Origin of the sequence: Bradyrhizobium sp. MOS001 (genome assembly GCF_004634465.1) — a bacterium.
GTDB lineage: Bacteria > Pseudomonadota > Alphaproteobacteria > Rhizobiales > Xanthobacteraceae > Bradyrhizobium > Bradyrhizobium barranii.
In genome coordinates, this window is sequence record NZ_SPVJ01000006.1 from 279,559 (window position 1) to 306,062 (window position 26,504).

A 26,504-nucleotide genomic window follows, 5' to 3' on the forward strand; every position below is an offset into this window, starting at 1 on the left:
GACATCATGAGCATCACCCGCAGCATCCGCACGCCCATCATGCACCGCGCCGTCGAGGCCAACGGCTTCGTCTTCATCGGCGGTACCATCGCCGACGACACTTCCGTGTCCATGGGCGACCAGACCCGCAACATCCTCGGCAAGATCGCCGGCTATCTGAAGGAAGCCGGCACCGACAGGTCGCGCGTCGTCAGCACCTCGATCTTCGTCACGGATCTTTCCAAGAAGAAGGAGATGGACGCGGTCTGGACCGAATTCTTCGGTGACAACCTACCGACGCGCGCCACGGTCGGCGTTGCCGATCTCGGCGGCGGTGCATTGATCGAGGTGGTGGTCACTGCGCTCAAGGGCTGATTGCGCTCTTCTCACGGGCCCGTGAAGAGAGCCGTCGATCCGAACATGACGAAGATGTAATGGTCTGGATTAGCTGCGGCGCTTTGACGCGCCGCAGTTTCCGTTTATCAGTAGGGGACTCGGCTGGAATGCCCAATGTCCTCGCAGAATAATAACAACAAGCTCGCGATCAAATTTCGCTGCCCCGGAGAACTCGAAGGCCTGCTGCCGCAGCCGGTGCCGGCGAATCTCGGCGTTCCCGACTGGCTCAAGGCGATGCCGACCACGGCCTTCAGTGCCCTCAATCAGCAGGATGACGAGACGGTTAAGCGCTGCCCGCCGTTCATCGACGCGATGACATGCGGTTTCCTGATCCCGCTAATCTGCGATATCAGGGTCGAGGATGGCGAGATCAGCTGGGACAACGACATCCCGCCCGGCGGTGAGATCGATTTTCCGCGCTCGCCGATCAGCTTTCACGATCAGGGCCAGCTCACCGGCTCGCCGCTGTTCGAGGCCGATCGCTTCGTCATCAAGTTTCACAATCTCTGGACCATCGAGGCGCCGGAAGGCTATTCGCTGTTCTTCACCCATCCGGTCAATCGCTTCGACCTGCCGTTCATCACGCTGAGCGGCCTCGTCGATTGCGATCGCTATCGCGACAGCTGGATCCACTTTCCGGCGCATTGGCACAATACGGGCTTTCGCGGCGTGCTGCCCAAGGGCACACCGATCGCGCAATGCATTCCGGTCAAGCGTGAGGATTGGACGCGGCAGACCTCGGCCTTCACCGAGGATGAAGCGCAGAAGGTCCACGCCCTGCGCGCCGCGCTGAAGCGCGAGCCGGGTCTGTACCGGCGGAAATTCAGGGCGTAGCCCGCTCGGGCCTGGCTCCCAGGAATTTCGCCGCGGCGCTCGGGCGGAAGAAGAAGCGGCCGTGCGACGAGGCGGCGAGTGTGAGGGCGGCGCGGCTGAGCATCTGCGGCCGTCCGCCATACACGGACCGCAGCGCCGCCTCGCCGCCATCGCGTTCGCCCATCTCCATCAGGCAGATCGCGAGATTGGCGCGGGAGAGAGCGTCGTCCGGGCGAAGCCCGAGCGCGTGACGGTAGGTGTCGGCGGCCTCCGCATAGGCGCCGTCGAGAAGCTCGGCCCAGCCAAGTTCGGTCAGGATATCGGTGCGTCCCGGCCCGATCGCGCGCGCCGCGGTCAGCACGGTACGCGCTTTGGCGCGATTGTTATTCCGGACATGCATGCGGCCAAGGTCGAGTTGCAGATCGACGCTGGCCGGGGCGAGCGCGAGGGCTTGCTCGATCATCCCGACCGCCTCGCCAACCTCGCCGGCGTTCGCAAGCTGGCCCGCCAGCTCCTGGAACGCGGGCAGATAGGGCGGACGGCGCGCTGTGGTTCGCCGCAGTTGCGCCAGTCCATCGCTTCTGCGCCGCGCGGCACACAGCACATGGCCGAGCAGCGTCTCGATTTCGGGATCGCTATTGCGCTTCGCGGCTTTCTCCAGCGGCGCAATCGCCTCCTCCGCACGCTCCTGGCCGAGCAGGGCATGGGCGAGGATCAGCACGGCATTCCGGTCGGTGCGATTTGATTTCAGGGCTTCGGTCGCAAGCTGCCTTGCAATGTCGAACTGCTTTGCACGTAGCGCCAGAAAGGCTTGCTGAAGCAGTTGGGCGAGGGGGCTATTCGGCTTGCCGCTCAAGAGATGGCCTCTTGGTTGAGACACGTTGTTTTTTGCCCCTTACCGCATGCCCCATGCAGCGTCCATCAACAGCTTCGTGATGCTTTGCTGATTGGCGCGGACGCGTCGCACGGAATGCGCCTTGATCTCGGCGCCCGGCGGGATTATCAGCGAGACATCAATCAGGAGTTTCGCATCCATGGATTTCACCCCGACCGCAACGCCCATCCGCCTTGCTCACGGGGAATTCCATGCCTGCATCGATCATTCTGTCGAACCTCTCGCTGTCCACGCCTGACGGCCGTCCTCTCCTTTCCGACCTCAACCTGACATTTGGTGCCGAACGGGCTGGTCTCGTCGGCCGCAACGGCGTCGGCAAGACAACGCTGCTTGCTGCGATCACCGGAGAGCACATTCCCCAAGCGGGACGCGTTCTCGTGAGCGGAACCGTGGGAATGCTCCGCCAGGACGTCCAGCTTCCTGCGGGCGCCGCGGTGATCGATCTGTTCGGCGCGCGCGCAGCGCTGGAGCTGCTTCGCCGTGCCGAGCGGGGCGATGCATTCGCCGACGAAGTCACCGACGTCGACTGGACGCTTGAAGCGCGGCTTGCGTCCGCGCTCGCGCGTGTCGGGTTCGATCCTGATACCGACACGGAGCTGGATCGTTTGTCGGGCGGGCAGATCACGCGGATCCGTCTGGCCGCGCTGGTCTTCGCCGAGCCGGACTTCCTGCTGCTCGATGAGCCCACCAACAATCTCGATCGGGATGGACGTAAGTCAGTGGTCGACCTGCTCGCAGGCTGGCGGGGCGGGGCGATCGTCGTCAGTCACGACCGCGACCTGCTCGAGACCATGGATGCCATCGTCGAGATGACATCGCTCGGGGCAAGACGGTACGGCGGCAATTGGAGCAGTTACCGCGAGCAGAAGGCCATCGAGCTCGCCGCCGTCAGGCACGACCTTGCGCATGCCGAGAAGCATCTCGCCGAGATCGACGGCAAGGCGCAGGAGGCGGCGGAACGCAAGGCGCGCAAGGACAGCGGCGGCAGGAAGAAGCGCGCCAAGGGCGACATGCCGCGCATTCTCGCCGGTGCACGCAAGGACCGCAGCGAGGACAGCGGCGGAAAGACCGCGCAGATCGCCGAGCGGCGGCGCGCGGAGGCGATCGAGGCCGTCGACACGGCTCGCCGGCGCGTCGAGATTCGCCAGCCGCTGTCGGTCAAGCTGCCCCCGACCGGCCTGCCGGCGGGCAGGGAGGTGGTATGGCTCGATCGCGTCAACGCCGGCTATCAGCCGGAGCAGCCGGTCCTGCGCGATCTCTCACTCACGCTCGTCGGCCCGGAGCGCGTCGGGGTCGTCGGGCCGAATGGTTCCGGCAAGACAACGCTGCTCAAGCTCGTCACAGGCGAGTTGCGCCCGTTCGCGGGCACCGTGCGGGTCAGGCCGGACTTCGCGCTGTTCGACCAGAAGGTCAGCCTGCTCGATCCCGCGATCTCCATCCTGGACAATTTCGGGCGTCTCAATCCGAAAGCGAGCGCGAACGAGTGCCATGCTGCTCTGGCCCGGTTCGCGTTTCGCGCCGATGCCGCCTCGCAGATCGTGGGGAGCCTGAGTGGCGGACAGCTGTTTCGTGCGGGCCTCGCCTGCGTTCTAGGCGGGTCGACGCCGCCGTCCCTGCTCATCCTGGACGAGCCGACCAATCACCTCGACATCGACTCGATCGAAGCCGTCGAGGCAGGCTTGAGGGCCTATGACGGCGCGCTGCTCGTGGTCAGTCACGACGAGGCGTTCCTGCAGGCGATCGAGATCGCGCGCAGGGTCGAGCTGGTCGCCAACGCGACTCTCTGAGGCTCTACCGGCTGCGTGGCGCGGCCTACGAGGCCGCGCTGCCGCCCGGTTCCAGCGCCTCGCCCATCTCCAGCGGATGAGCCATGGTCTCGTGCAGAGCCTCGCGATCGAGCTCGCCTTCGGAGATGCTGATGACGACGCAGGCGATACCGTTGCCGATCAGGTTGGTCAGCGCGCGGCACTCGCTCATGAACTTGTCGATCCCGACCAGGATCGCGATCGACTGGATCGGGATGTCGGGAACGATCGAGAGCGTCGCGGCAAGCGTGATGAACCCGGCGCCGGTCACGCCCGAGGCGCCCTTCGAGGTGATCATGGCGATGCCGAGAATGCCGAGCTCCTGCCAGATCGTCAGATGGGTGTTGGTCGCCTGCGCGAGGAACAGCGTCGCCAGCGTCATGTAGATGTTGGTGCCGTCGAGGTTGAAGCTGTAGCCGGTCGGAATGACGAGGCCGACCACCGAGCGCGAGGCGCCGAGATGCTCCATCTTCTGGATCATCTGCGGCAGCACCGTTTCCGACGAGGAGGTGCCGAGCACGATCAAGAGTTCGTCCTTGATGTAGGCGATGAAGCGCAGGATCGAGAAGCCGGAGAGCCGCGCGATCGAGCCCAGCACGATCAACACGAACAGGATGCTGGTGAGATAGAACGTGCCGATCAGGGCCGCGAGGTTGAGCAGCGAGCCGAGGCCGTAGGCGCCGACGGTGAACGCCATCGCGCCGAACGCGCCGATCGGCGCCACGCGCACGATGATGCGGATGATGCCGAAGAACATTTTCGCGGCCTTGTCGATCGCCTCCGCGATCGGCTCGCCGGCCTTGCCGAGGAAGGCGATGGCGAAGCCCGACAGGATCGAGATCAGCAGCACCTGAAGCAGGTCGCCGCGCGCGATCGCGCCCACATAGCTGTCGGGAATGATCGCCATCAGATGGGCGACGATGCCTTCCTCCTTGGCCTTGGTGACGTAGGTCGCGACCGACTTCGGATCGATCGTGGCGGGATCGATGTTGAAGCCGTGCCCGGGCTGGAGAATCTCGCCGACGAGCAGGCCGATGGCGAGCGCGACGGTCGAGACCGTCTCGAAATAGATCAGCGACTTCAGCCCGACCCGGCCGACGCGCTTGAGGTCGCCCATCGAGGAAATGCCGTGCACCACGGTGCAGAAGATCACAGGCGCGATCATCATCTTGATCAGCGCGATGAAGCCGTCGCCGAGCGGCTTCAGCTCCTTGCCGAGATCAGGATAGAAATAGCCGATGAGCACCCCGAGTGCGATCGCGATCAGGACCTGGATGTAGAGGATCTTGTACCAGGGCTGATGCCGGCGATGGACGGCTGGCTGGATCGCGACTTGTGTCATAGTGTGTGCCCCGGAACGCATTGATTTTGATTCTGCAAGATCTGGATTTTGCAAGCTTTGAATCTTGCATGACTCGCATCATGTGATGGTCGCCGCAGAAGCGACAATCACATTTTTGTCGGATCGCACGAAGATCAGTCGCTGCACCGCAACGGGGGGAATATGACAACCACGATGGGCTCGGACGCGCAGCCGCAGAGCTATTTTCCGCGCTGGAAATTCAAGGCCTCGGGCGTGATCATGCCGGAGGAACGGCTGTCATGGGGCCAGACCGTCGTCTCCGGTCTCCAGCATTGCGTCGCAATGTCGGGCTCGACGATCATCGCGCCGTTGCTGATGGGGTTCGATCCCAATGTTGCGGTCCTGTTCTCCGGCATCGGCACGCTGATCTTCTTCGTCATCGTCGCCGGGCGCGTGCCGAGCTATCTCGGCTCGAGCTTCGCGTTCATCGCCGTCGTCATCGCCGCCACCGGCTATGCCGGGCAGGGGCCGAATCCAAATCTCTCCGTCGCGCTCGGCGGCATCGTTGGCGCCGGCGTGCTCTACGGCGTGATCGCGCTGATCGTGATGTGGTCCGGCGTTGGCTGGGTCGAGCGCCTGATGCCGCCGGCCGTCACCGGGGCCGTGGTCGCCGCGATCGGCCTCAATCTCGCGCCCGTGGCGGTCAAGGCGGTGAGCGTCAACGCGTTCGACACCTGGATCGGGCTCGCGACGGTTCTGATCATCGGCGTGGTGGCCGTTGCCGCTCCAGGCCTGTGGCGCCGCCTGCCGATCATCCTCGGTGCGATCGGCGGATATCTCCTGTACCTGCTGTTCGCGAACGGCCTCGGCTTCGGCAAGCCGATCGACTTCGCGCAGCTCGCGGCCGCGCCGTGGTTGGGCATGCCAAGCTTTACCACGCCGACCTTCCAGGCCGATGCAATCTTTCTGATCGCGCCGGTTGCGGTCATCCTCGTCGCCGAGAACCTCGGTCACATCAAGGCCGTCGGCGCGATGACGGGCCGGAGCCTCGATGGCTATCTCGGCCGCGCCCTGTTCGCCGACAGCCTCGCGACCATCGTGGCGGCCTGCGGCGGCGGCACCGGCGTCACCACCTATGCCGAGAACATCGGCGTCATGGCGGCGACGAAGGTCTATTCGACACTGTTGTTTGCATTCGCGGCCACGGTCTCGATCCTGCTCGGCTTCTCGCCGAAGTTCGGCGCACTGATCCTGTCGATTCCCGGCCCCGTCATCGGCGGCCTCTCGATCGTGCTGTTCGGATTGATCGCCGCGATGGCCGGACGGATCTGGGTCGAGAACAAGGTGGATTTCGCCAATCCTGCGAACCTGATCACCGTCGCCGTGGCGCTGACCGCGGGCGCCGGCGACCTCACGTTCAAATTCGGCGCGTTTACGATCGGCGGGATCGGCACGGCGACCTTCGGCGCCATCATTCTCTACCAGATCCTGACCTCGCCGCTCGCGCGCCGCGCCGGGTGAATCCCTGCGATGCGCAAGCGGGATGGAACAAAACGCCGGTTCCGTCCATGATGAAGCATCCCCGGAGAAAGCTCATGCCGCAGACCGATCGCTCGACCCCGTTTTCCTCCCGCCTCGTCGGCCAATACGCGCTGGTGACCGGTGCCTCGCAAGGCATCGGCCGCGCCATCGCCATTCGGCTCGCGCAGGAGGGCGCGACCGTCGCCATCAACTATGTCGATCACCCCGAGAGGGCCGAGGAGACGCTCGCGCTCGCAAGGACAGGATCGGCTGACCGCGGCCACGGCAAGCTCGATCATGTCGTCGTCAGGGCCGATGTCAGCAATGAGCAGGAGGTCGCCGCGATGTTCGAGACAGTGCTTTCGCGCTGGAAGCGGCTCGACTGTCTCGTCAACAATGCCGGCTTCCAGCGGGAGTCGCCGAGCGAGGCGCTCGACATCGACACCTACCGCCGCATCATCGACGTCAATCTCAACGGCGCCGTGGTCTGCGCGCAGAAGGCGCTTGCCCATTTCGTCGCGCGCGGCGGAGGCGGCAGCATCATCAACTGCTCCAGCGTCCACCAGATCATCCCGAAGCCGGGCTATCTCGCCTATTCGATCAGCAAGGGCGGCATCGCCAATCTGACGCGCACGCTGGCGCTGGAATTCGCCGGCCGCGGCATTCGCGTCAATGCGGTCGGCCCGGGCGCGATCGACACGCCGATCAACGCGGCCTGGACCGGTGATCCCGTCAAGCGCGGCGTCGTCACCAGCCACATTCCGCTGGGACGGGTCGGCACGCCGGAAGAGATCGCCGCCGTGTTCGCCTTCCTCGCCTCGGATGACGCCAGCTACATCACGGGCCAGACCATTTACGCCTGCGGAGGCCTGACGCTGTTCCCCGAGTTTCGCGAGAACTGGGCGAGCTAGAAACGTGGATTCACGACCGAAGCCACGAACTCATCACCCCGTGCCGACCGCCTCAAAAATCTCCCGCGAGCAGGTCGTAGGAGCCCCGGCTGCCGCGGACATACTTTTTGGCCGCAGCGGCACATATCAAGTCGCGGTTGGAATCGAACGCGATCAGAAATCCCGATTCGCTGGAATGGGTACCCGGTTGAATCCGCTTCAATGCGTCTTCGTCGATGAAGAACGAGGCCTCGATGGCGCTGTCGTGTCCCCAGAACCGCACGGCATGCCGCGTCCGGTCATACGAGCGGCTGTGATTTGGAAAGTCGATCATGGTCAGGCCGATCAGGTTGCAGGTGCCGCGCGCCAGCCTTTCGCCGTTTGAGTCGGGGCTCGCCGGGTGGCCGACGCTCGGCCCGCGTACGTCAGGAACACGGACGTTCCGTCCAGACGAAGACGCGCCGGTTGCGCCACTCTCAAATGAAGATTTGGCAACAGGGCAGCAATCCGATTCAATGCCGATCGCGACAAATAGTTTCTTGATATGCCTCGCTATTCGGCGAAGGGATCACTACATACAGTTTATCACCGCGCGCCCCTCGGCTGTCATCGGTGACTGAGAGCATTGCGCTCCCGCCGGAACCAACAGGCGGTCAGTATGTCGGATTCCCCTAGATTCAGCCTTCGCGAGTGGCTCGTACCTCCGGTCTTGCTGCCGGTTTTCTTCGTGGTGTTGATCGCCGCATCGATGCTCATACAATGGTAGCCGGTCTCGGCGTGCCTTCGCCATCGACTCAAGCAAGCAGTTCGTCAGAATCGATCCCGGTCTCTTTGGCTTGCGAGTTGAACTCCAGGGCGATCAACGCCCTCGATCGAGCCCGCAAGCTGCCGTCGGGAGACAAGCGCACGGTGGCAATGCGCCGGGCAGCGATCCTCGGAAATGCCGCTGAAATCCTCGCGTATTTCTCGGCGGCGAAGGACCGCTGCTGAAGGAGCCCGCATGTTCAAATTTCTTCACTACCGAGCAAAAGCGGCCGCGTATGGCGAACTGGCGAGGAATTCGCCCGGCAAAGCCGATACGCGCAAATTCGAACAACTGCAGGACAGCCACACATCGCGCGCGGACAACGAGCAGATGCTCGCGGACCAATATGTGGATGCAGTCAACGCCGGGGAAACGGAGCGACTGCGTGGCGCGGCCCTCGCGGCGGAGGAAGAGCGCGTTTTGCGCTGTCTCGGTGCGGCCGTCATCATGCAATGGAATTCATTGCCGACGACGCTCCAGCGGGAGATCTTCGATACCGCCGGATCGGTTGGGACATTGCTGGATACGGCGGCGCTCCGCGGGCAGATTGCCCGGTTTCTTCACAAGCATAGGCACGACGCCGATCCCGCCAAGATCTGACATGTTCAGGGGCTGAGCGAGAGGCGCGGTTCGCGAAGCATATGGACGCAAACAACAGGAGGATCCCGATGGCACTGACAAGATTCCGTATCGATGAAGAGCTGCATGCCATGGACGGGCTGCGGCTTCTTGCCCAGGAAGGCACGAGAGAAGTCGAAGCGTTCGTCAGTCGCAAGGTGATGGACGTTTGGGCTGAATCGGTCGAGCACAGTGGCGGACGTCAGAGTTTGTTCCGGAAGCAATACAACGCGCTTGGCAAACGGAACTTTGCCGCGCTTGAGCACATCGTGAGCGCCAAATACCAGCGGGGCACCCGGTTCAACCGTCAGCATCCGTTTGTCGAGGTGTTGTTCTCGGACATTGCGGAAAGCGGGGAGACCTTGAATCTCAGCGAACTGGTGCGCGAGCCGTTGCCGCCGGCATTTCACCGGCGCGCCTGATCCGATTGGAACGCCGCCCGGTAGCGGCCACTGGTTTGCCAATGTGCCCCGTCACAAAGGTAAGCGGCGTGGCCTGCTCGGGCTGACGCAGGCTAAAAGCTGATCGCCGGCTTCGAGCTGCCGGCGCGGGGGTGATCTGGCAAAACGACACGGCGTGAACTACATCTGCGCCATGGCAAAACCTCCGCTGGCAAACCGTTCGCTCGAAGATTTCGTCGGCCGGCACGAACGTCTGTTCGTGCTGACCGGCGCCGGCTGCAGCACCAATTCGGGCATTCCCGATTATCGCGACAGCCATGGCAATTGGAAGCGGACCCAGCCGGTCAATTTCCAGGCCTTCATGTCGGAAGAGCCTACGCGCCAGCGCTATTGGGCGCGCAGCCTGATCGGCTGGCGGCGGTTCGGCCAGGCGAGGCCGAACGATGCGCATCATGCGCTGGCCCGGCTCGAGGCGAGCGGGCGCTGCGAGATGCTGCTGACCCAGAACGTCGACCGGCTGCATCAGTCCGCCGGCCACCGGCAGGTGATCGACCTGCATGGCCGGCTCGATCTGGTCCGCTGCATGGGCTGCGGGGCGAACACCCCGCGCAACGAATTCCAGGACAGGCTCGGCCGTGCCAATGCGGAATGGCTGACGCTCGACGCCGCCGATGCGCCTGATGGTGACGCCGATCTCGAGCATGCGGATTTCTCGTCGTTCAAGGTGCCCGCCTGCGAAGCCTGCGGCGGCATCCTCAAGCCCGACGTCGTGTTCTTCGGCGAGAACGTTCCGCGCGACGTGGTCGCCACCGCGCAGGATCATCTGGCGCAGGCCGACGCCATGCTGATCGTCGGCTCCTCGCTGATGGTCTATTCCGGATTCCGCTTCGTGCAGTCTGCCGCGAACCGGCAGATCCCGATCGCCGCGGTCAATCTCGGACGCACCCGCGCCGACGATCTCCTCACGCTCAAGGTCGAGGAGCGCTGCGAGGCGGCGCTTGCATTCCTGCTCTGAGCGCGTGGGCCGCACCCTTCTACCGCATAGGTGCCACGCAAAACGGCTCGGACGCTTCACCCCGGGCGTTGTCGCTGGTATGAAAATTGCTGCGGTTTTCGCGCAGTTTGTCGATCAGCACGGAGAATTTGGAATGCTTGAGGGAGCCGAGGTGCGGCTTGCCGTTGATATCGGTGGCACGTTCACCGACATCGTGCTGGACGTGGGGCAGGATCGCAAGACGCGCAAGGTGCTGACCACGCCGCAGCGGCCGGAGCAGGCGGTGCTGGACGGCATGCGTCTCATTCTCACTGACGCGCGCGCGCATATGAGCGACATCGACGTCTTCATTCACGGCACGACGCTCGCGACCAATGCGATCATCGAGCGCCGCGGCGCCAAGACCGCGCTGATTGCGACCGACGGCTTTCGCGACGTGCTCGATATCGGCACCGAGAGCCGCTATGACCAGTACGATCTCAGCATCGACAAGCCGAGGCCGCTGGCGCCGCGGTCCCTCCGCTTCACCGTGCCGGAGCGCATCGACGCGCACGGCGCCGTTCGCCTCCCGCTGGACGAGGCGGCAGTGCGTGCACTCGCGCCAAAATTGCGCGCGCTGAACGTCGAGAGTGTCGCGATCGCCTTCCTGCACTCCTACGCCAATCCCGAGCACGAGCGCCGCACGGCCGCGATCCTCAGCGAGGAGATGCCTGGTATCTCCGTGACCGTGTCCTCTGCGGTGTGTCCGGAGATCCGCGAATACGAGCGCACGTCCACTGCGGTCGCCAACGCCTATGTGCAACCCCTGATCGACGGCTATCTCGCCCGCATGGCGGATGCCTTGCAGGTCGAGCAGTTCCGCGGCGCGATCTATCTCGTCACCTCCGGCGGCGGCGTCACCTCGATCGAGACGGCGCGGCGCTTTCCGGTGCGCCTCGTCGAATCCGGTCCCGCCGGCGGCGCGATCTTCGCGGCGCAGATCGCAGCGCGGCTCGGCGAGAGCAAGGTGCTGTCCTTCGACATGGGCGGCACGACCGCAAAAATCTGCCTGATCGAAAAATACCAGCCCGAGACCTCGCGCGTATTCGAGGTCGATCGCGCGGCGCGCTTCCTGAAGGGCTCCGGCCTGCCGGTGCGCATCCCCGTAATCGAGATGGTCGAGATCGGCGCCGGCGGCGGCTCGATCGCGCATGTCGATGCGATGAAGCGTGTCACTGTCGGCCCCGAGAGCGCCTCGTCGGAGCCGGGACCTGCTTGCTACGGCCGCGGCGGCCAGCGTCCGGCCGTGACGGATGCGGACGTTGCGCTCGGTATGATCGATCCTGACGCCTTTGCGGGTGGCACGATCAAGCTCAGCCCGGAGCTTTCAAAGGCGGCGCTGTTGCGCGCCGTCGGTGAGCCGCTGGGGCTGTCGGCGGAAACCGCGGCTTACGCCGTGCACGAGGTCGTCTGCGAGAACATGGCGAGCGCGGCGCGCGTGCATGCGGTCGAGCGCGGCGAGATCGTCGGCCAGCACACGCTGATCGCCTTCGGTGGCGCGGCGCCGTTGCATGCGGCGCGCGTCGCCGAGAAGATCGGCGTCTCGCGGGTCATCGTGCCCTCGAATGCCGGCGTCGGCTCGGCGGTCGGCTTCCTGGCTGCTCCCATTGCCTACGAGCTGGTGCGCAGCCGCCATGTCCGCCTCGATGATTTCGACACCGAGGGGGTCTCGGAGCTGCTCCAGGAGATGGTGACTGAAGCGCGCGCGCTGGTGGAGCCGGGCGCGGCCGGTGCGCCAGTGCGCGAACGCCGTGCAGCCTTCATGCGCTATGTCGGCCAAGGCCACGAGATCTCGGTCGAGCTGCCGAACCGGCGGCTGACATCGGCCGATCTCGCCGGGCTACGCCAGAAGTTCGAGGCCGACTATTCGGCGATGTTCGAGCGGCCGATCCCGGGCGCCGCGATCGAGGTCCTGAGCTGGTCGGTGCTCGCGACCACCGATGCGCACCATCCTTCTGTCGTCGCTTCCGTTGCGCGCAAGCCCGCCGGCAAGGCCTCGGGCAGCCGCAAATTCTTCGACGGACGCGCGGGGGAAGTAATCGAGATCCCGCTCTATCGCCGCGAGGACATGGCACCGGGCGCGACCATTGCGGGTCCCGCCGTGATCGCCGAGGACGAAACGTCCACCTTCGTCTCCAACAGTTTTGACGCCCATATCGACGGTGCCGGCAGCATCGTCATGGAACGAAAGGCGGCCTGATCATGACCAAGGCAAATGGCGCGAGCCTGATCGACCTTCAGATCATGTGGCACCGGCTGATCGCCGTGGTCGAGGAGCAGGCGCAGGTGCTGCTCCGCACCGCCTTCAGCCCGATCGTGCGCGAATGCGGCGACCTCTCCGCCGGCGTGTTCGACCTCAGGGGACGGATGCTGGCGCAGGCCGTGACCGGCACGCCCGGCCACGTCAACTCGATGGCGGAATCGGTCAAGCACTTCATTGCGCATTTCCCGATTGAGACGATGAAGGAAGGCGACGCCTACATCACCAACGATCCCTGGATGGGCACAGGTCATCTCAACGACTTCGTCGTCACCACGCCCTGCTTCAAGGACGGCAAGCCGGTCGCGCTGTTTTCCTGCACCAGCCACCTCATGGACATCGGCGGCATCGGCTTCGGCCCTGACGCCACCGACGTGTTCATGGAGGGGCTCTACATCCCCATGCTCAAGCTGATCGACCAGGGCGTCGTCAACGAGACGCTGATGGCGATGATCCGCACCAACACGCGGCTGCCGATCGACACCGAGGGCGACACCTATTCGCTGGCCGGCTGCAACGACGTCGGCTGCGAACGGCTGGTCGAGATGATGACCGAGTTCGAGATCGACACGCTCGACGAGCTCGGCGACTACATCTGCGACCGCTCGCGCGAGGCCGTGCTGGCCGAGATCGCAAAACTGCCGAAGGGAAGCTGGCACAACACCATGGTCGTCGACGGCTATGATGCGCCGGTGACGCTCGCGGCGACGCTGACGATCTCCGAGACGGGCATCCATGTCGATTTCGACGGCACCTCGGCCGCCTCGAAGTTCGGCATCAATGTGCCGCTGTCCTACACCACGGCCTACACCGTGTTCGGCCTCGGCTGCGTCGTCGCCTCGCAGATCCCGAACAATGCCGGCTCGCTGTCGCCGCTGACGGTGTCGGCTCCCGCGGGCGCGATCCTGAATGCGCCGAAGCCGGCGCCCGTGGCGTCGCGTCATATCGTCGGACAGATGCTGCCGGACGTGGTGTTCGGCTGCCTGCGCCAGATCATTCCCGAGCGCGTGCCCGCGGAAGGTACCTCGTGCCTGTGGAATCTCAACGTCCGCGGACAGACCCGCTCAGGTGCTGGCGGCAATTACGGGTTCTCGATGGCGGTAACTTCGAATGGCGGTACCGGCGCGCGATTTGCGAAGGACGGGCTGTCGGCCACCGCCTATCCCAGCGGCGTGCGCGGCACGCCGGTCGAGATCGCGGAGACGCAAACGCCGCTGATCTTCTGGCGCAAGGAGCTTCGTCCGGATTCCGGCGGGGCAGGGCGCACCCGCGGCGGCCTCGGCCAGATCATCGAGGTCGGCAGCGGCATCGAGGCGCCCTTCGACATCCTCGCTGCATTCGACCGCATCGACCATCCGCCGCGCGGTCGCGACGGCGGCAAGAACGGCGAGGCCGGCTATGTCGGATTGAAGTCCGGCCAGAAGATGCGTGGCAAGGGCTTTCAGACCATTCCACCGGATGACCGGCTGGTGGTGATGACGCCGGGCGGCGCCGGTATCGGTGACCCCAAGGAGCGCGATCGTGCAGCGATCAAGGATGACGTTGAGAGCGGTCTCGTGTCGGCTGACAACGCTGTTGCCGTTTATGGGTAGCTAACGCTCCGGCAACGACTGCGGCGATTACCCGCCGCAGTCGTTCGGCGCCGGCTTCCCGGCAAAGCGGTCGGTCAACCAGTTCACAGCGGCCATCGTGCTCGCCTGTGCGGCGCGGCCGTGTCCGATGTTGGGAAGGGTGACCATTTTCACGGGGCTGCCCGCCTTGCACAGCCGGCTCATATAGGCGCGCGTCACCGCGGGCCGGATGATCTGGTCGACAGTCCCTTGAGCGAGGAACACTGGCATGCCGGCGGCCAACGTGCCGGCGCTGTTCTTCTCCAGCAGCGAGCGCCAGGGCTCGCGCTTGGTCGGATCCGGCACGGTCAGAAAATATTTCTGGAGCGGCCGCTCGGTCCGCTGCCGGATGAAGATATCGAAGGGACGTTCGATGCATTCGCGCGCCAGTCGGTCGATCGCCGGAAGTGCGCGCGGGTCGACGACACCGTCGAGCGCGGCGTCGTAGACGCGATGCCATGACCACAGCGTCATCGCTGTGATGTTCTTGCCGCCGACTGAGTTGATGTCGTCGCTCATCAGCGTGGCGAGATCCGTCGCGGGCGCCGCAGCGGCAACGCCGAGCAGATGGAGATCGGGCGCATAGGTCGGCGCCAGCTGCCCGGCAAACAGCACAGCCTGTCCGCCCTGCGAGTGTCCCCACAAGGCAAAATCCTTAGTCCCGCCGGCGCCCGGCAGATCGCGCGCGACGCGCACGATGTCGAGCACGGCGCGGCCCTCGCTCTCGCCGACGAGATAAGGATGCGGACCCGGCGTGCCGAGCCCGGGATAGTCGGTCGCCGCGACGATGTAGCCACGCGCCACCATCGAGCGCAGTCCCTGGATCTGCTGGAACAGGAAGATCGCGAGCGACGGCGCGCAGCGCGGCACAATGCCTGACGTTGGATGCGCCCAGGCCACGATCGGGCGGCCGCCCGGTGGCGGCGGTCCTTGCGGCACGATGACGACGCCCGAGACGAGAATGGGCTCGCCCTTCAATCCGGTTGAGCGATAGAGCACGCGAAAGGCCGATGCGCCGAGCGGCGCGCCGTCCATCGGCTCTTGCCGCACCAGACTGCCAGGCGGTCCGTCCGCAAGCGATGCCGGTGCGTCGTAAAATGCCGATTGCGCGTGGGCAGTCACGATGCCGGCGGCGAACATGACGAGTGCGGCCATCAGAGCGCGGGCGGCGACAAGCATTTGCGATCCGCTCCAGCGCACGATCACATCCCGTACAGGATTTTCAGCTCGCCGCTCGCGCGCAACGCGAGTGTGATCCCGTCGGCAAGCAGCAAGGCCTTGTCGAACTGCACCGAGGAGAGCTTGCCTTCCATACGGAAGCCGTCCTTGAGCGGACGCGTCAGCCGCTGGTTCGCCGCCATCAGCAGGTTCTGGTAGGAGACGCCATAGTCAATGTTCACGGCCTGCTTCAATTGCGCGACGATCGACTGCAAGCCGGGGTTTGCCTCTCCGTCCTGCGCGGCGAGATCGAGATCGGCAAGCGCGACGCTCTTGCTGGTATCGTCCACCTTCAGTGCGCCGGAGAGATAGCTCCATTGGCCTGCATTGGGGTCGCTGTCCGACGTCTTCGCAAGACGCAGGCCGATCACAAGCTTGCCCGCCGACGGATAGACCTGAACCTCGCGCAACGCGCTGTCTTGCGCCGGCAGCGCGGCGATCGCCTGGCTGATCTTGTCCTTGATCGCGTCATAGCCGAGCCGGACCGGAAGGATGACGTCGAACGTTCCCGGCGCGGTCACGTCGGTGCCAAGCGGCGGCAGCGATGTCGGGGTGACGCTCGCACCCTGCTGCCCAATCGACGTCACGGCGCTGCCGGAGAGTTCGAGCGAGCCGGACAACACCTTGTCGTTGGCCCGCACGCCGGCAAATGCGGCAGCTTGCGGCGTCACTTGCAGCCAGACCGGCGGCTCGTCGGCGAGCTTCATCGGCTCGAACGCATGCGTCCAGGCAGCGGCCGCCTTGTCGCGCAGATTGAGTTTCCTTGCTGCGGCCAGCGCACGTGATCGCACGCGCGCGAGCTGCGTACGGATGCGCGGCTCGACGTAGGGCGCAAGATCGAACTCGCGGCCGAGCACGTGCAAATAAGGTGCTTCGCTCCAGTGGAAGGAGTCGCTGAAATTCAGGTCGAGCGACCAGTCCTTGCGCAGCGCGGGCCGTGCCTCGGCCTCGATGGTCGCGCGCGCTTCGGTCTGGCCGCGGATGCGCGCGGTGAAGCGGTTGGCGCCCTGGCCTTCGGCCGCGCCGTAGATCGAGACTGCACCATAGACGCGGTCGCCGCGGCCATAGAGCGAGACGCCGCTAGTGCGATTGACGAAGCCAAACACGTCGCAATTGGCGTTGACACGGAACATCAGTACGCGGCGGTGCACGCAGTTGACGCGCTCGTCGATGGTGGCAAGCCGCTTGGGGATATCCTGCTCGATCGCCTTGGCGAGCGCCGGCAGACCGAACTCGATGGTTGCAGACACCCGCGAGGTCGTGGCGAGCGGCGCCGGCGGATCGGGAGCGAGCGGCGGCTTGTCGGCGGCGTGCGCGGCTTGCGCGAGTGCGGTGAGGGCGAGCGCAACAAGCCCGGCACGTTTCGTCGAATGAACAATTCGCAAAGAAACGGGCATTCTTCTTATTCCAGCTTGGCCCTGCTTCGCGCCCAGGCCGCCGGCCGCGGGGCCATTCGGTCTTCAGAGCAAAATCGCGGAAGGAGAGGGCGGTCAGTGGATCAATTATTGCTTGTATTCAATGGTCGCGTATCGCGGCACTTGTATGGCGCGGCGTCGCGCTTTGAGCAAGGCTTTGTATATCGCTCCGTTATGATGGCCGTTCTTGAATTGCTCAAAAGAGATTGACGCCGCCCCCGTCCAAATGATCACGCGATGAAGCTTCTCCGTGGGCGCTGCGATTTTTGAGTCCGAGATCTGTGGCCAAGACGAAATGGTCAGCGCAGCTGACGTTTCAAATTCGTGCTGCGCGTTAAATTCGCGCCGCTCGCGCATTCCATCTTTGCGCCCTCCCTCATCCGGCGTACTCTGTGAGAGCGAGCAGGAGTGCAACAGCAACCAGTCCAGGAAACGTAGCTCCTTTTGGCGATGTCCGCCGAGAGAGATCGAGAGCTGTTGGCAGCTCATATGCGATGGAGAAGAACCGACACTTAGCGAGCTGCAAACATCCCTCGCAGCGTCTGCGAGACGCGAGTTCAACAAAACACAAAAGCGGGAGGAACGGATGAAGAAGCGTTGGTGTAATTCTGGTCTACCTCTTGTTGTCGGCGCGACACTTGCGGCGTCGGCGGCGTTGGCCCAATCCGTGGATACTGCCCGGATCGAGAACGCCGGTCAGAACGATTGGCTCACCTATCACGGTTCATACAAATCCCATCACTACAGCCCGCTCGCGCAGATCAATGCGAGCAACATCGGCAATCTGGGCGTAGCCTGGACGCACATTCCCGGACGATCGACGCGCGGCCTGCAGTCAATGCCGCTCGTGGCCGACGGCGTGCTCTATTATTCGGGTTCGTACAGCCGGGTCTTTGCGCTGAACGGCGCGACCGGCGAGGTCATCTGGTCGTTCTTTCCGGAACTCGATGAGGCGCTCATCAGCCGACAGACCCACTCGCCCTACAACCGCGGTGTAGCCCTTGGTGAAGGCAAGGTCTTCGTCGGTACGATGGATGGTCGTCTGTTCGGGCTCGATGCGAAGTCGGGAAAGGTTCTCTGGGAAACCAGGCTGATCGACTCGCAGAAGCTCACGGTCGGCTTCACTGGCGCGCCGCTTTACGCGAAGGGAAGCGTCATCATCGGCTCGCAGGGGGGTGAATGGCCGGGCCGTGGCCCGATCTTCGCTGTCGATGCCACCACTGGCAAGAAAAAGTGGGAGTTTCTGACGGTCGCGGGCACCGACGAGGCCATGAAGACCTGGGGCAACGATTCCTGGCGCACGGGCGGTGGCGGCGGCTGGATGCCGGGCACCTACGACTCCGAGACCAACTCCGTCCTGTGGGGCACCGCGAACCCGGCGCCGCTCTACGATTGGTCGGGCGCTGATTACAAGACGCAAGGTGCGCGTCCCGGCGACAATCTCTATACGAGTTCGGTCATCGCTCTCGATATCGATACCGGAAAGCTGAAATCCTACCATCAGGAACTGCCTCACGACGCCTGGGACTTCGACAGCGCCGTCGGCGAGTTCGTGATGCTTGAGCGCGATGGCCAGAAATACGTGGTTCATCCGAACAAGGGCGGCTTCGTCTTCGTCTACGACCGTAATCTTGGCGTGAAGAACGTCTGGCGGCTGGTTGAGAACATCAACTTCGTCAAGGATATCGATCCCAAGACGGGCGCGCTGATCGGCCGTCGCGATTTCCCTGTCGGGAAAGTCACTGAAGTACCGCTGTGTCCCTTCATTGGCGGCGGCATCAGCTGGAATGCCGGCTCGTACAACCCGAAGACCGGTCTTTATTACAAGATCGGCCAGGAATGGTGCATGACGCTGGATATTCAGAAGACGACGCCGGTCACCGCGCCCCAGGTCCAGCTCAACATCGGCGCCGACTTCAAGATGGTGCCGCCTCCGAGCGGCGAGATCTACGGACATCTCGACGCGCGCGACCCGATAACGGGCGCGAAAAAATGGGAGGTTCGCTTTCCCGAGCCGCCGCTTGGGAGCGTTTTGTCGACCGGGGGTAATCTTGTGTTCGTACCCGACTCCCGTGGCATCCTTCACGCCTACGATGCCGAAACCGGAGCCGAGTTGTGGAAGCACAACAACGGCACCGGCCACCAGGGCGGTATCGTCAGCTACTCCGTCGGCGGCAAGCAATATATCGCCGTGGCGGCCGGCTTCGGCGGCATGCTGGCGGACGAATATGCGCCAAACTTCGGCGGCGTCTACAAGAGCATGCCGCGTGACGACGGCGCCCTCGTCGTCTTCAGCTTGAAATAGTCTGTCTCAAACGATCTGCCGAGGAGCGGGTGCAAACCCGCTCCTCGGTCGATTGCAGCGGCCGGGCGTGATTCAGGAATGGAGCGGACGTGTTGAAACTGCATTTGAAGTCGCTTCCGGCGGTGCTGGGCGCTTCGTTGCTGTGCGTTGTGGTGGCTCGAGCTCAATCTGCCACGCCGGCGCCGGACAACGGGTCACTGGACGTCGAGCAGTTGTTCGCAGGCACCTGCGGCTTTTGCCACTCCGACGGCGGCCGGGCTGCTGGCAGGGGACCGCAACTGATGAATTCGCAACGAGACGACGAATTTCTGCACAACCGTATCAAGATCGGCAAGCAAGGTGCGATGCCGGCATTCGGCGAGAGCTTCAGTGACGCGCAGATCGACCAGATCGTCAAATATATCCGCGCCTTGAAGCCGCGCGAGGGCTGACCCGCCGGGACCTGATCCATCCAGATGAGACGCGGCATGAAGGCAATTGTCCTGATTATCGTCGGTGCCGCCATCGGGCTGTCCGGACCGGCGCAGGCGCGAACCCTGGAGGCGATCCGCGCGAGTGGCGCGCTCGGACTCTGCGCGCATCCCAACTCGCTTCCTTTTGCGCGCAAGGGCGGCGATCCATCCGGCTTTCAGGTCGAGTTGGGACAGGTGCTGGCACGCGAGCTCGGTGTCTCGCTACGGCTCGACTGGATCATCACGCAGTACCAAATGCGCAGCGCCAATTGTGACATTCTTCTGGATGTCATCGCCGATCGCGAAGCGCAAGGCGAGACCCGCTTGAGGATCTCGAAACCGTACTATCGCACGGGCGTCGCGCTCGCGGTGCCGTCATCCAGCGCGCTCACATCGTTCAAGAGCCTCGGCGAGCATACCAAGGTGGGGGTGCAGGTCGGCTCTGTCGCCGCCATGATCATCGGTCAGCGGCACGTGCCCATATCGATCTTCGGCTTCGAGACCGACAGCCTCGACGCCGTATCAAACAAGGAGATCGATGCGGCTGCGGTCACGCCCACCGCGGCGGGCTACTTCAATCTGACGCATCCTGACAAGGCACTCCGGATCCTGGATCGCGACGAGGGCGTGGCCGATCTCAACTGGAATGTCGCCGTCGGCATGGTCCGCCCGGATGATGCGTTGCGCGAGGCGATCGACGGAGCGCTGGAACGGCTGCGCAACGACGGTACGATCGATCGGATCTACGGTCGCTATGGGATCGTGCTGCAAGCGCCGAGGTAGCCGATTGCCGAAAGAACGACGCCGTCCCGGTTTGGCAAGGACGACGTCGCTCTGCGAAGATATCGCTTTGGCCTTAAGCCGCCGCCTTCTTCCGCGCCTGCTCGGCCTTGTACAGCTCGAATTCTTCGGCGATCGCCTTCGCGACCGACGGCCGCTGGCGCAGGCGGTCGTGATACGCCTTCACGTTCGGCCATTTGGCGAGCTCGATCGGTGGGGTCGCCATGGTCCAATTGATGACCGTGACGAGATAGGCGTCCGCCACACTGAAATGGTCGAGCAGGAAGTCGCGCCCCTTCAGGTAGTTGTCGAGATAGTCGAGCCGCGACAGGTTCTTCTCCAGTGCATAGGCCTTGGTTTCCTGCGGCGCCTTGCGGTCGAGCAGGGGAATGAAGAGGCCCTTGTGCAGCTCGGTGCCGATGAAACAGAGCCATTGATGCAGCCGGGTGCGATCGATGCCATGGGCCGCACCGAGGCCGGATTGCGGGAACCGATCCGCGACATATTGCAGGATCGCGGCGTTCTCGGTCAGCACCACGCCCTCGTCGGTGCGCAGCGTCGGCACGAGCCCGATCGGGTTGACCGTGCGGAAGTCGGTGCCGTCGTTCAGCACTTTCTTGGTCGGCGGATCGACTTCGAGATAATTCGCTTCGGCGCCGGCTTCATACAGCGCGACGCGGGTCGCCATCGAACAGGCGAGCGGCGAGAAATAAAGATCCATCTTGGGCCTCCTTGGGCAATTCCTCTTTGGGTGTCGCTCAACCTGGCCAGATTGATTTTTGTACCATCTTGTATAATATGTCGGCGGTCAAGGATTAATTTGCGAGATGGTACAAAAATCGAAGCCGCCAGCTGCTGCCAATGAGCCGAAGCGCCGCGGGCGCCCGCGCGCCTACGAGCCCGATGTCGCGCTCGGCAAGGCGCTCGACCTGTTCCGCCGGCAGGGTTTTGCGGCGACGTCACTGGACGATCTCAGCGAAGCGACCGGCATGAACCGGCCGAGCCTCTACGGCGCCTTCGGCGACAAGCGCGAGCTCTACATCAAGAGTTACCAGCGCTACCGCGAGGACGCGCGCGCCTCGATGGTCGAGATCTTTCGCCAGGAGATGCCGGTGCGCCAGCGGCTCGAGCGCATCTTCGCGTCCGCGCTGAACATCTATCTCTCCGGCGAGACCGGTCCGCGCGGCTGCTTCACGGTGGTGACCGCGGCGTCCGAAGCTGTCGGCGATCCCGAGATCCGTGCCATGGTGCTGGATGGACTGACCGAACTCGACAAGGCCTTTGCCAGTTGCTTCCGCCGCGCCAAGGAGAAGGGCGAGCTGCCCGCGAGCGCCGACCCGGCCGTGCTGGCGCAGCTCGCCTCCGCAACCGTGCATTCGATCGCCATCCGCTCCCGCGCCCGCGTGTCGCGCAAAGAACTCGAGGCGATCGTGAAGGGTGCGATTGACGTGATGGTGGGGGCCAAAAGTTAGGCCGTCGTCCCGGGGCGCGCGCAGCGCGAGCCCGGGACCCATAACCACAGAGAGAAGTTTGGCGAAGGCTGGTCGTTCGGTACTGCGACCATCCGCAACGATAAATCACGCGGTGTGGGTCCCCGCGTACGCGGGGACGACAGCGAGGGTGGGGCGCGTGCGGGCCTCTCTCAGCCTGCCGAAGCGTCTAATATCCCCGTGCCCGGTCCACCACGTTCTCCAGCGCACCGCCGGCCTCGAACTTTGCGATTTGCTCGGCGACATAGGCCGAGATTGCATCCGCGTCGGTGTCGGCCGCGTTGTGCGGGGTCAGCAGCACCTTGGGGTGGGTCCAGAACCGGCTGTCGGCAGGCTGCGGCTCCTGCACGAAAACGTCGAGCGAGGCCGCGCCAAGCGTGCCGTCGTCGAGGCAGGCCAGGATATCGGCTTCGTTCTGCAAGCCGCCGCGACCCGCATTGATCAGCACGGGCGCGCCGAGCGGGCTGCTGCGGTTGAGCTTGGTGAAGACGTCGCGGTTGAGGATGCCGTGCGTATCCGGCGTCAGCGGCAACAGTGAGACCAGGATGTCGGTCTTGCGCAGGAACGCGTCGATCTGCGCGGCGCCATGGAAGCATTCCACGCCCTCGATCGTGCGCGGGCTGCGGCTCCAGCCGGCAACCCGGAAGCCGAGCCGGCGCAGCACGTCGGCGGCATCGGCACCGAGCGTGCCAAGCCCCATCACGCCGACGGTGACGGCGCTCGCCGGCCACTGATATTGCGGCTCCCAGCGCTTTGCGCGCTGCGAGTCCCGCAAGTACAGCTCCTGGCGGTGGTGCATCAGCACGTGCAGCACGACATACTCGGTCATGCGATTGGTGAGATCAGGCACGGCGACGCGCACCAGCGGCACGTCGGGCAGGCTCTTGTCGGCCATCAGCGCGTCGACGCCGGCGCCCAGATTGAAGATCGCACGCAGATTGGGGAAAGAGCTGAGGTCGCCTGGCACAGGCTTCCACACCGCGGCATAGTGTACCTCGGCCGGATCGAGCCCGGCGTCGGGCAGCAGCACCACGCGGCGGCCGCCGCAGACCGCGTCGAACCGGGCCTTCCAGCGCTCCGGCAGCCAATTCTGCTGCGTGCTGTTGATCAGGACGGCCAGTGTGCCCATGCTCATTCGAAGTGCCTCGTCGGTTCCGTTTTGAAAACCCTCCTTGGCACGATCCGACGGATTTTTCTCGCAAATTTTTTCCGCAGCCCTGTCGGGGCGGGGCATATTGGATCGTCTTAAAAACAAGCGTTCAGGAAGGTGCTGCCCATGCTTTATGCGATCCTCTGCTATCACGACGAGGACTTCGTCGGCTCCTGGAGCAAGGACCAGGACGAGGCCGTGATGAAGAAGCTCGCCGTGGTGCAGGACAAGCTCACACAGCAGGGCCGGCTCGGTCCGGTGGCGCGGCTGCTGCCGACCACGGCGGCGGCGACGCTGCGCAAGGAAGACCCGCCGCTGGTGCTCGATGGCCCCTATGCGGAGACCAAGGAGCAATTGCTCGGCTTCTACATCGTGGATTGCAAGAACCTCGACGAGGCGCTCGACGTCGCGCGCGAGCTCGGCGCGGCCAATCCCGGCGGCGCCTATGAGGTGCGCCCCGTCGGCGTATTCCGGCCCGGAGGAATTTCGACGTGAGCGAGGCCGATACCGCCTGGATCGAGACCGCGCTGACCTCGGCGCGACCCCAGGCGGTCGGCGCGCTGCTGCGCTATTTCCGCGATCTCGACACCGCCGAAGAGGCCTTCCAGAACGCCTGCCTGCGCGCGCTCAAGACCTGGCCGCAGAACGGGCCGCCGCGCGATCCCGCGGCGTGGCTGATCATGGTCGGCCGCAACGTCGCCATCGACGAGGTCCGCCGCGCCCGCAAGCAGCAGCCGCTGCCGGAGGATGACCAGGCCATCTCCGATCTCGACGACGCCGAGGGCGCACTCGCCGAGCGGCTCGACGGTTCGCACTACCGCGACGACATCCTGCGGCTGATGTTCATCTGCTGCCATCCGCAGCTGCCGGCGACCCAGCAGATCGCGCTGGCGCTGCGCATTGTCTCCGGCCTCACCGTGAAGCAGATCGCGCGCGCCTTCCTGGTCTCGGAAGCGGCGATGGAACAGCGCATCACCCGTGCCAAGGCGAAGGTCGCCGAGGCCGGGGCGCCGTTCGAAACGCCTGGTGCGGTCGAACGCTCCGAGCGGCTCGCCGGCGTTGCCGCAATGATCTACCTGATCTTCAACGAAGGCTATTCGGCCAGCGGCGACACGGCGGAGATCCGAAAGCCGCTGTGCGAGGAAGCGATCCGGCTGGCGCGGTTGCTGCTGCGGCTGTTCCAGAGTGAGCCGGAGATCATGGGGCTCGCGGCGCTGCTGCTGTTGCAGCATGCGCGCAGCGCCGCGCGCTTTGCCGCGGACGGCGCGGTGATCCTGCTCGACGACCAGGATCGTACGCTGTGGAACGGCAACATGATCGCGGAAGGCCTGGCGCTGATCGACAAGGCGATGCGCCATCGCCGCAGCGGCCCCTATCAGGTCCAGGCCGCGATCGCCGCGCTGCATGCGCGCGCGTCGACGCCCGAGGAAACCGACTGGACGCAGATCGATCTGCTCTACGGCGCGCTCGAACTGATGCAGCCTTCGCCGGTGGTGACGCTCAACCGCGCGGTTGCGGTCTCCAAGGTGCGCGGGCCTCAAGCGGCGCTCGAGCTGATCGAGCCGCTGGCGCCGAAACTCACCAACTACTTTCATTTCCACGGCGTGCGTGGTGCCTTCCTGATGCAGCTCGGCCGTAACGACGAAGCCCGCATCGCCTTCGACCACGCCATCGCACTCGCCAATACTTCGGCGGAAGCCGCCCACATCCGCATGCATATTGATCGCCTGATCCGGGACAGCCAGCCGAAGGGCGGCAACGGGAGCGCCAGGCAGGGCGCGAAGGCAAAGTGACGGCCAAAATTTCGTCCCGCCGATTGTCGGCTCCCGCCGTTCCCCTTCGTCTTAATTCCATATCCAGGGAGCCACTCATGCTGAAAGCCATTGCCATCATCGCCGTCGTCCTCGCCGTCGGCATAGCCGCGGTCCTCGTCTTCGCATTGACAAAACCCGATACGTTCCGTGTCGAGCGCTCGCTCGCCGTGAAGGCGCCGGCCGATGCGATTTATCCGCACGTTGCCGATTTCCATTTCTGGATGAGCTGGTCGCCCTATGAGGATCGCGACCCCGGCATGAAGCGGACCTTCGGCAGAACCGCGTCAGGCAAGGGCGCGACCTATGCCTGGGACGGCAACAATAATGTCGGCGCCGGGCATATGGAAATCCTCGAGGCGAGCACGCCGTCGAAGCTTCGCATCAAGCTCGACTTCGAGCGCCCGTTCGAAGGCCACAACACCGCCGAGTTCACCTTTGTGCCGCAAGGCGATGCCACATTGGTCACATGGGCGATGTACGGTCCGGCGCCGTTCATGTCCAAGGTGATGCAGGTGTTCATCAACATGGACAACATGATCGGCAAAGACTTCGAGGCCGGCCTCGCCAGCCTGAAGAAGCTCACCGAGAAGTAACGAGGCTTGCTGCCCCAAGGAGCAGCCAAGGAACTGCCAAGGAATCGCCAAGAAAACGGAGAGGAGAGAAACGATGATCAATGCCTATCTGTTCTATCAGGACACCTGCGAAGCGGCGTTCAACTTCTACGCCAAGGTTTTGGGCGGCAAGATCGACGCCATGATGCGCTCATCGGAAGCGCCGCCGGACATGCCCGCCGCGCCCGGCCGCGAGAAGATGATCATGCATGCGCGGATGTCGTTGCCCGACGGCAGCGTGCTGATGGCCTCCGACGCGCCACCCGAGCATTTTCAGAAAGCCCAGGGCTTTTCGGTCTCGCTCACGGTCACGGACCCCGCGGATGGCGAGCGCAAGTTCAACGCGCTCGCCGACGGCGGCACCGTCACCATGCCCTTCGGCAAGACGTTCTGGGCCAAGGGCTTTGGCATGTGCGTCGACAAGTTCGGCATTCCCTGGATGGTGAACTGCCCGGCCGAGGGCATGTGACGGGCGCGTCGGCCTGACACGCCAAGCCACGATCCCACTCCCGTTGTTACGGGAGTGGGTCACTCATGCCGTCGTCATGTCACACGGCTGATCGCCGCGTGCTCGCTCACCGGAGCGATCCGGTCGCGTCATCGCTTGGCGGCGGCGGTTCAACGCAGCGAGGGCAGATCACGAGTTTCGTGCCAAGCTGCCTGTCGTTCTCCGCCTCGATTTCGTCATGGACCACCCACCACGCGTCGGAGAACGGGCGCAAGGTGCCGAGCACTCTTTCCCGCTCCTGATTGGGGTTGTCCTGTGCAGGCGCCGGGTTCGCGGCGCGCCGCTTTGTGACAGAGGAGCGGTGATGGGCCTGGTTCGGATCGCGGCCGAGGCCGTCCCATGCGATCGGTCGGCGCTCCTGCGCCGGCGCCGCCGCGCATCCGAGGAGCGCTGCGCAAAAAGTGAGCAAGACGAAGCCGTGACGCAGCATGC

28 protein-coding genes are annotated in these 26,504 nt (G+C 64.4%); 19 read left to right on the top strand and 9 right to left on the bottom strand.

What is annotated here, in order from left to right; genetic code table 11:
• The first annotated feature begins 6 nt into the window (after positions 1-6).
• Positions 7-354 carry a RidA family protein gene (locus CT676_RS12325; RefSeq protein WP_135214739.1) on the top strand — a complete coding sequence of 116 codons (348 nt, stop codon included), beginning with the start codon at positions 7-9 and terminating at the stop codon, positions 352-354.
• A gap of 135 nt (positions 355-489) precedes the next feature.
• A complete protein-coding gene (locus CT676_RS12330; protein ID WP_063981063.1) occupies positions 490-1,209 on the top strand; it encodes a hypothetical protein in 720 nt (239 codons plus the stop codon).
• On the opposite strand, the gene CT676_RS12335 is transcribed toward CT676_RS12330, so the two are convergent.
• Positions 1,199-2,044 (bottom strand): tetratricopeptide repeat protein, encoded by an 846-nt coding sequence (locus tag CT676_RS12335; RefSeq protein WP_135214740.1) that lies wholly within the window; start codon positions 2,042-2,044, stop codon positions 1,199-1,201. The two genes, CT676_RS12330 and CT676_RS12335, sit on opposite strands and share 11 nt — an antisense overlap.
• 39 nt (positions 2,045-2,083) lie before the next feature.
• A complete protein-coding gene (locus tag CT676_RS43970; RefSeq protein WP_155257924.1) occupies positions 2,084-2,251 on the bottom strand; it encodes a hypothetical protein in 168 nt (55 codons plus the stop codon).
• A gap of 23 nt (positions 2,252-2,274) precedes the next feature.
• On the opposite strand from CT676_RS43970, the gene CT676_RS12340 reads away from it, so the two are divergent.
• Positions 2,275-3,870 (top strand): ABC-F family ATP-binding cassette domain-containing protein, encoded by a 1,596-nt coding sequence (locus CT676_RS12340; RefSeq protein ID WP_135214741.1) that lies wholly within the window; start codon positions 2,275-2,277, stop codon positions 3,868-3,870.
• A gap of 25 nt (positions 3,871-3,895) precedes the next feature.
• Here the strand turns inward: CT676_RS12340 and CT676_RS12345 are convergent, their stop codons facing one another.
• Positions 3,896-5,230, bottom strand: coding sequence for a dicarboxylate/amino acid:cation symporter (locus CT676_RS12345; RefSeq protein ID WP_071909716.1), 1,335 nt, complete (start codon positions 5,228-5,230; stop codon positions 3,896-3,898).
• A gap of 162 nt (positions 5,231-5,392) precedes the next feature.
• On the opposite strand from CT676_RS12345, the gene CT676_RS12350 reads away from it, so the two are divergent.
• Together CT676_RS12350 and CT676_RS12355 are read left to right on the top strand one after the other, a co-directional pair.
• Positions 5,393-6,712, top strand: a complete 1,320-nt coding sequence (locus tag CT676_RS12350; RefSeq protein ID WP_135214742.1) for a solute carrier family 23 protein — start codon at positions 5,393-5,395, stop codon at positions 6,710-6,712.
• Positions 6,713-6,786: 74 nt separating this feature from the next.
• Positions 6,787-7,623 (top strand): SDR family oxidoreductase, encoded by an 837-nt coding sequence (locus CT676_RS12355; protein WP_135214743.1) that lies wholly within the window; start codon positions 6,787-6,789, stop codon positions 7,621-7,623.
• Positions 7,624-7,675: 52 nt separating this feature from the next.
• Here the strand turns inward: CT676_RS12355 and CT676_RS12360 are convergent, their stop codons facing one another.
• On the bottom strand, positions 7,676-7,936 hold the full coding sequence (locus CT676_RS12360; protein WP_085401819.1) for a DUF1488 domain-containing protein: 261 nt from the start codon (positions 7,934-7,936) through the stop codon (positions 7,676-7,678).
• A 356-nt stretch (positions 7,937-8,292) separates the two neighbouring features.
• On the opposite strand from CT676_RS12360, the gene CT676_RS12365 reads away from it, so the two are divergent.
• The 6 genes from CT676_RS12365 (at position 8,293) to CT676_RS12390 (ending at position 14,311) form a co-directional block, all read left to right on the top strand.
• A complete protein-coding gene (locus CT676_RS12365; RefSeq protein ID WP_223153857.1) occupies positions 8,293-8,592 on the top strand; it encodes a hypothetical protein in 300 nt (99 codons plus the stop codon).
• A gap of 10 nt (positions 8,593-8,602) precedes the next feature.
• Positions 8,603-9,007 carry a hypothetical protein gene (locus CT676_RS12370; protein WP_071909721.1) on the top strand — a complete coding sequence of 135 codons (405 nt, stop codon included), beginning with the start codon at positions 8,603-8,605 and terminating at the stop codon, positions 9,005-9,007.
• 68 nt (positions 9,008-9,075) lie between these two features.
• Entirely contained in the window at positions 9,076-9,447 is a 372-nt protein-coding gene (locus CT676_RS12375) for a signal transduction histidine kinase (RefSeq protein WP_135214744.1), read from the top strand.
• A 172-nt stretch (positions 9,448-9,619) separates the two neighbouring features.
• Positions 9,620-10,441 carry an NAD-dependent protein deacetylase gene (locus CT676_RS12380; protein ID WP_135214780.1) on the top strand — a complete coding sequence of 274 codons (822 nt, stop codon included), beginning with the start codon at positions 9,620-9,622 and terminating at the stop codon, positions 10,439-10,441.
• A 133-nt stretch (positions 10,442-10,574) separates the two neighbouring features.
• Entirely contained in the window at positions 10,575-12,659 is a 2,085-nt protein-coding gene (locus tag CT676_RS12385; protein WP_135214745.1) for a hydantoinase/oxoprolinase family protein, read from the top strand.
• A 2-nt stretch (positions 12,660-12,661) separates the two neighbouring features.
• A complete protein-coding gene (locus CT676_RS12390) occupies positions 12,662-14,311 on the top strand; it encodes a hydantoinase B/oxoprolinase family protein (protein ID WP_135214746.1) in 1,650 nt (549 codons plus the stop codon).
• A gap of 27 nt (positions 14,312-14,338) precedes the next feature.
• Here CT676_RS12390 and CT676_RS12395 read toward each other — a convergent pair whose 3' ends face one another.
• Both CT676_RS12395 and CT676_RS12400 read right to left on the bottom strand, forming a co-directional pair.
• On the bottom strand, positions 14,339-15,508 hold the full coding sequence (locus CT676_RS12395) for an alpha/beta fold hydrolase (RefSeq protein ID WP_244623158.1): 1,170 nt from the start codon (positions 15,506-15,508) through the stop codon (positions 14,339-14,341).
• 23 nt (positions 15,509-15,531) lie between these two features.
• A complete protein-coding gene (locus tag CT676_RS12400; protein ID WP_135214748.1) occupies positions 15,532-16,944 on the bottom strand; it encodes a DUF4403 family protein in 1,413 nt (470 codons plus the stop codon).
• 604 nt (positions 16,945-17,548) lie between these two features.
• Between CT676_RS12400 and CT676_RS12405 the strand changes: the two genes are divergently transcribed.
• The 3 genes from CT676_RS12405 (at position 17,549) to CT676_RS12415 (ending at position 20,502) form a co-directional block, all read left to right on the top strand.
• The gene (locus CT676_RS12405; RefSeq protein WP_063981075.1) at positions 17,549-19,267 is read left to right on the top strand and encodes a PQQ-binding-like beta-propeller repeat protein; all 1,719 of its coding nucleotides are present in this window, start codon (positions 17,549-17,551) and stop codon (positions 19,265-19,267) included.
• A gap of 89 nt (positions 19,268-19,356) precedes the next feature.
• A complete protein-coding gene (locus tag CT676_RS12410; protein WP_135214749.1) occupies positions 19,357-19,698 on the top strand; it encodes a cytochrome c in 342 nt (113 codons plus the stop codon).
• Positions 19,699-19,734: 36 nt separating this feature from the next.
• Positions 19,735-20,502: a transporter substrate-binding domain-containing protein gene (locus CT676_RS12415; protein WP_063981076.1), complete on the top strand. Its 768-nt coding sequence runs from the start codon at positions 19,735-19,737 to the stop codon at positions 20,500-20,502.
• A 73-nt stretch (positions 20,503-20,575) separates the two neighbouring features.
• Here CT676_RS12415 and CT676_RS12420 read toward each other — a convergent pair whose 3' ends face one another.
• Complete coding sequence (locus CT676_RS12420; protein WP_135214751.1) at positions 20,576-21,220, bottom strand: glutathione binding-like protein; 645 nt, start codon at positions 21,218-21,220, stop codon at positions 20,576-20,578.
• Positions 21,221-21,326: 106 nt separating this feature from the next.
• Here CT676_RS12420 and CT676_RS12425 point away from each other — a divergent pair, with 106 nt between their 5' ends.
• Positions 21,327-21,971 (top strand): TetR/AcrR family transcriptional regulator, encoded by a 645-nt coding sequence (locus tag CT676_RS12425; protein WP_028151469.1) that lies wholly within the window; start codon positions 21,327-21,329, stop codon positions 21,969-21,971.
• Positions 21,972-22,158: 187 nt separating this feature from the next.
• Here CT676_RS12425 and CT676_RS12430 read toward each other — a convergent pair whose 3' ends face one another.
• Positions 22,159-23,124, bottom strand: a complete 966-nt coding sequence (locus CT676_RS12430; protein WP_135214752.1) for a glyoxylate/hydroxypyruvate reductase A — start codon at positions 23,122-23,124, stop codon at positions 22,159-22,161.
• 141 nt (positions 23,125-23,265) lie between these two features.
• Here CT676_RS12430 and CT676_RS12435 point away from each other — a divergent pair, with 141 nt between their 5' ends.
• The 4 genes from CT676_RS12435 (at position 23,266) to CT676_RS12450 (ending at position 26,033) form a co-directional block, all read left to right on the top strand.
• Positions 23,266-23,634: a YciI family protein gene (locus CT676_RS12435; RefSeq protein WP_135214753.1), complete on the top strand. Its 369-nt coding sequence runs from the start codon at positions 23,266-23,268 to the stop codon at positions 23,632-23,634.
• The gene (locus CT676_RS12440; RefSeq protein ID WP_135214754.1) at positions 23,631-24,932 is read left to right on the top strand and encodes an RNA polymerase sigma factor; all 1,302 of its coding nucleotides are present in this window, start codon (positions 23,631-23,633) and stop codon (positions 24,930-24,932) included. The genes CT676_RS12435 and CT676_RS12440 overlap by 4 nt, the downstream gene beginning before the upstream one ends.
• A gap of 77 nt (positions 24,933-25,009) precedes the next feature.
• A complete protein-coding gene (locus CT676_RS12445) occupies positions 25,010-25,546 on the top strand; it encodes an SRPBCC family protein (protein ID WP_063981081.1) in 537 nt (178 codons plus the stop codon).
• Positions 25,547-25,619: 73 nt separating this feature from the next.
• On the top strand, positions 25,620-26,033 hold the full coding sequence (locus CT676_RS12450; protein ID WP_135214755.1) for a VOC family protein: 414 nt from the start codon (positions 25,620-25,622) through the stop codon (positions 26,031-26,033).
• A gap of 106 nt (positions 26,034-26,139) precedes the next feature.
• On the opposite strand, the gene CT676_RS12455 is transcribed toward CT676_RS12450, so the two are convergent.
• Entirely contained in the window at positions 26,140-26,502 is a 363-nt protein-coding gene (locus CT676_RS12455; protein ID WP_135214756.1) for a hypothetical protein, read from the bottom strand.
• Positions 26,503-26,504: the final 2 nt, after the last annotated feature.

Coding starts and splice junctions, on each gene's coding strand:
- CT676_RS12325 (WP_135214739.1), top strand. CDS start 7: ATGAGCATCACCCGCAGCATCCGCACGCCCATCATGCACCGCGCCGTC.
- CT676_RS12330 (WP_063981063.1), top strand. CDS start 490: ATGTCCTCGCAGAATAATAACAACAAGCTCGCGATCAAATTTCGCTGC.
- CT676_RS43970 (WP_155257924.1), bottom strand. CDS start 2,251: ATGGGCGTTGCGGTCGGGGTGAAATCCATGGATGCGAAACTCCTGATT.
- CT676_RS12340 (WP_135214741.1), top strand. CDS start 2,275: ATGCCTGCATCGATCATTCTGTCGAACCTCTCGCTGTCCACGCCTGAC.
- CT676_RS12345 (WP_071909716.1), bottom strand. CDS start 5,230: ATGACACAAGTCGCGATCCAGCCAGCCGTCCATCGCCGGCATCAGCCC.
- CT676_RS12350 (WP_135214742.1), top strand. CDS start 5,393: ATGACAACCACGATGGGCTCGGACGCGCAGCCGCAGAGCTATTTTCCG.
- CT676_RS12355 (WP_135214743.1), top strand. CDS start 6,787: ATGCCGCAGACCGATCGCTCGACCCCGTTTTCCTCCCGCCTCGTCGGC.
- CT676_RS12360 (WP_085401819.1), bottom strand. CDS start 7,936: ATGATCGACTTTCCAAATCACAGCCGCTCGTATGACCGGACGCGGCAT.
- CT676_RS12370 (WP_071909721.1), top strand. CDS start 8,603: ATGTTCAAATTTCTTCACTACCGAGCAAAAGCGGCCGCGTATGGCGAA.
- CT676_RS12375 (WP_135214744.1), top strand. CDS start 9,076: ATGGCACTGACAAGATTCCGTATCGATGAAGAGCTGCATGCCATGGAC.
- CT676_RS12380 (WP_135214780.1), top strand. CDS start 9,620: ATGGCAAAACCTCCGCTGGCAAACCGTTCGCTCGAAGATTTCGTCGGC.
- CT676_RS12385 (WP_135214745.1), top strand. CDS start 10,575: ATGCTTGAGGGAGCCGAGGTGCGGCTTGCCGTTGATATCGGTGGCACG.
- CT676_RS12390 (WP_135214746.1), top strand. CDS start 12,662: ATGACCAAGGCAAATGGCGCGAGCCTGATCGACCTTCAGATCATGTGG.
- CT676_RS12395 (WP_244623158.1), bottom strand. CDS start 15,508: ATGCTTGTCGCCGCCCGCGCTCTGATGGCCGCACTCGTCATGTTCGCC.
- CT676_RS12400 (WP_135214748.1), bottom strand. CDS start 16,944: ATGCCCGTTTCTTTGCGAATTGTTCATTCGACGAAACGTGCCGGGCTT.
- CT676_RS12405 (WP_063981075.1), top strand. CDS start 17,549: ATGAAGAAGCGTTGGTGTAATTCTGGTCTACCTCTTGTTGTCGGCGCG.
- CT676_RS12415 (WP_063981076.1), top strand. CDS start 19,735: ATGAAGGCAATTGTCCTGATTATCGTCGGTGCCGCCATCGGGCTGTCC.
- CT676_RS12420 (WP_135214751.1), bottom strand. CDS start 21,220: ATGGATCTTTATTTCTCGCCGCTCGCCTGTTCGATGGCGACCCGCGTC.
- CT676_RS12425 (WP_028151469.1), top strand. CDS start 21,327: ATGGTACAAAAATCGAAGCCGCCAGCTGCTGCCAATGAGCCGAAGCGC.
- CT676_RS12430 (WP_135214752.1), bottom strand. CDS start 23,124: ATGAGCATGGGCACACTGGCCGTCCTGATCAACAGCACGCAGCAGAAT.
- CT676_RS12435 (WP_135214753.1), top strand. CDS start 23,266: ATGCTTTATGCGATCCTCTGCTATCACGACGAGGACTTCGTCGGCTCC.
- CT676_RS12445 (WP_063981081.1), top strand. CDS start 25,010: ATGCTGAAAGCCATTGCCATCATCGCCGTCGTCCTCGCCGTCGGCATA.
- CT676_RS12450 (WP_135214755.1), top strand. CDS start 25,620: ATGATCAATGCCTATCTGTTCTATCAGGACACCTGCGAAGCGGCGTTC.
- CT676_RS12455 (WP_135214756.1), bottom strand. CDS start 26,502: ATGCTGCGTCACGGCTTCGTCTTGCTCACTTTTTGCGCAGCGCTCCTC.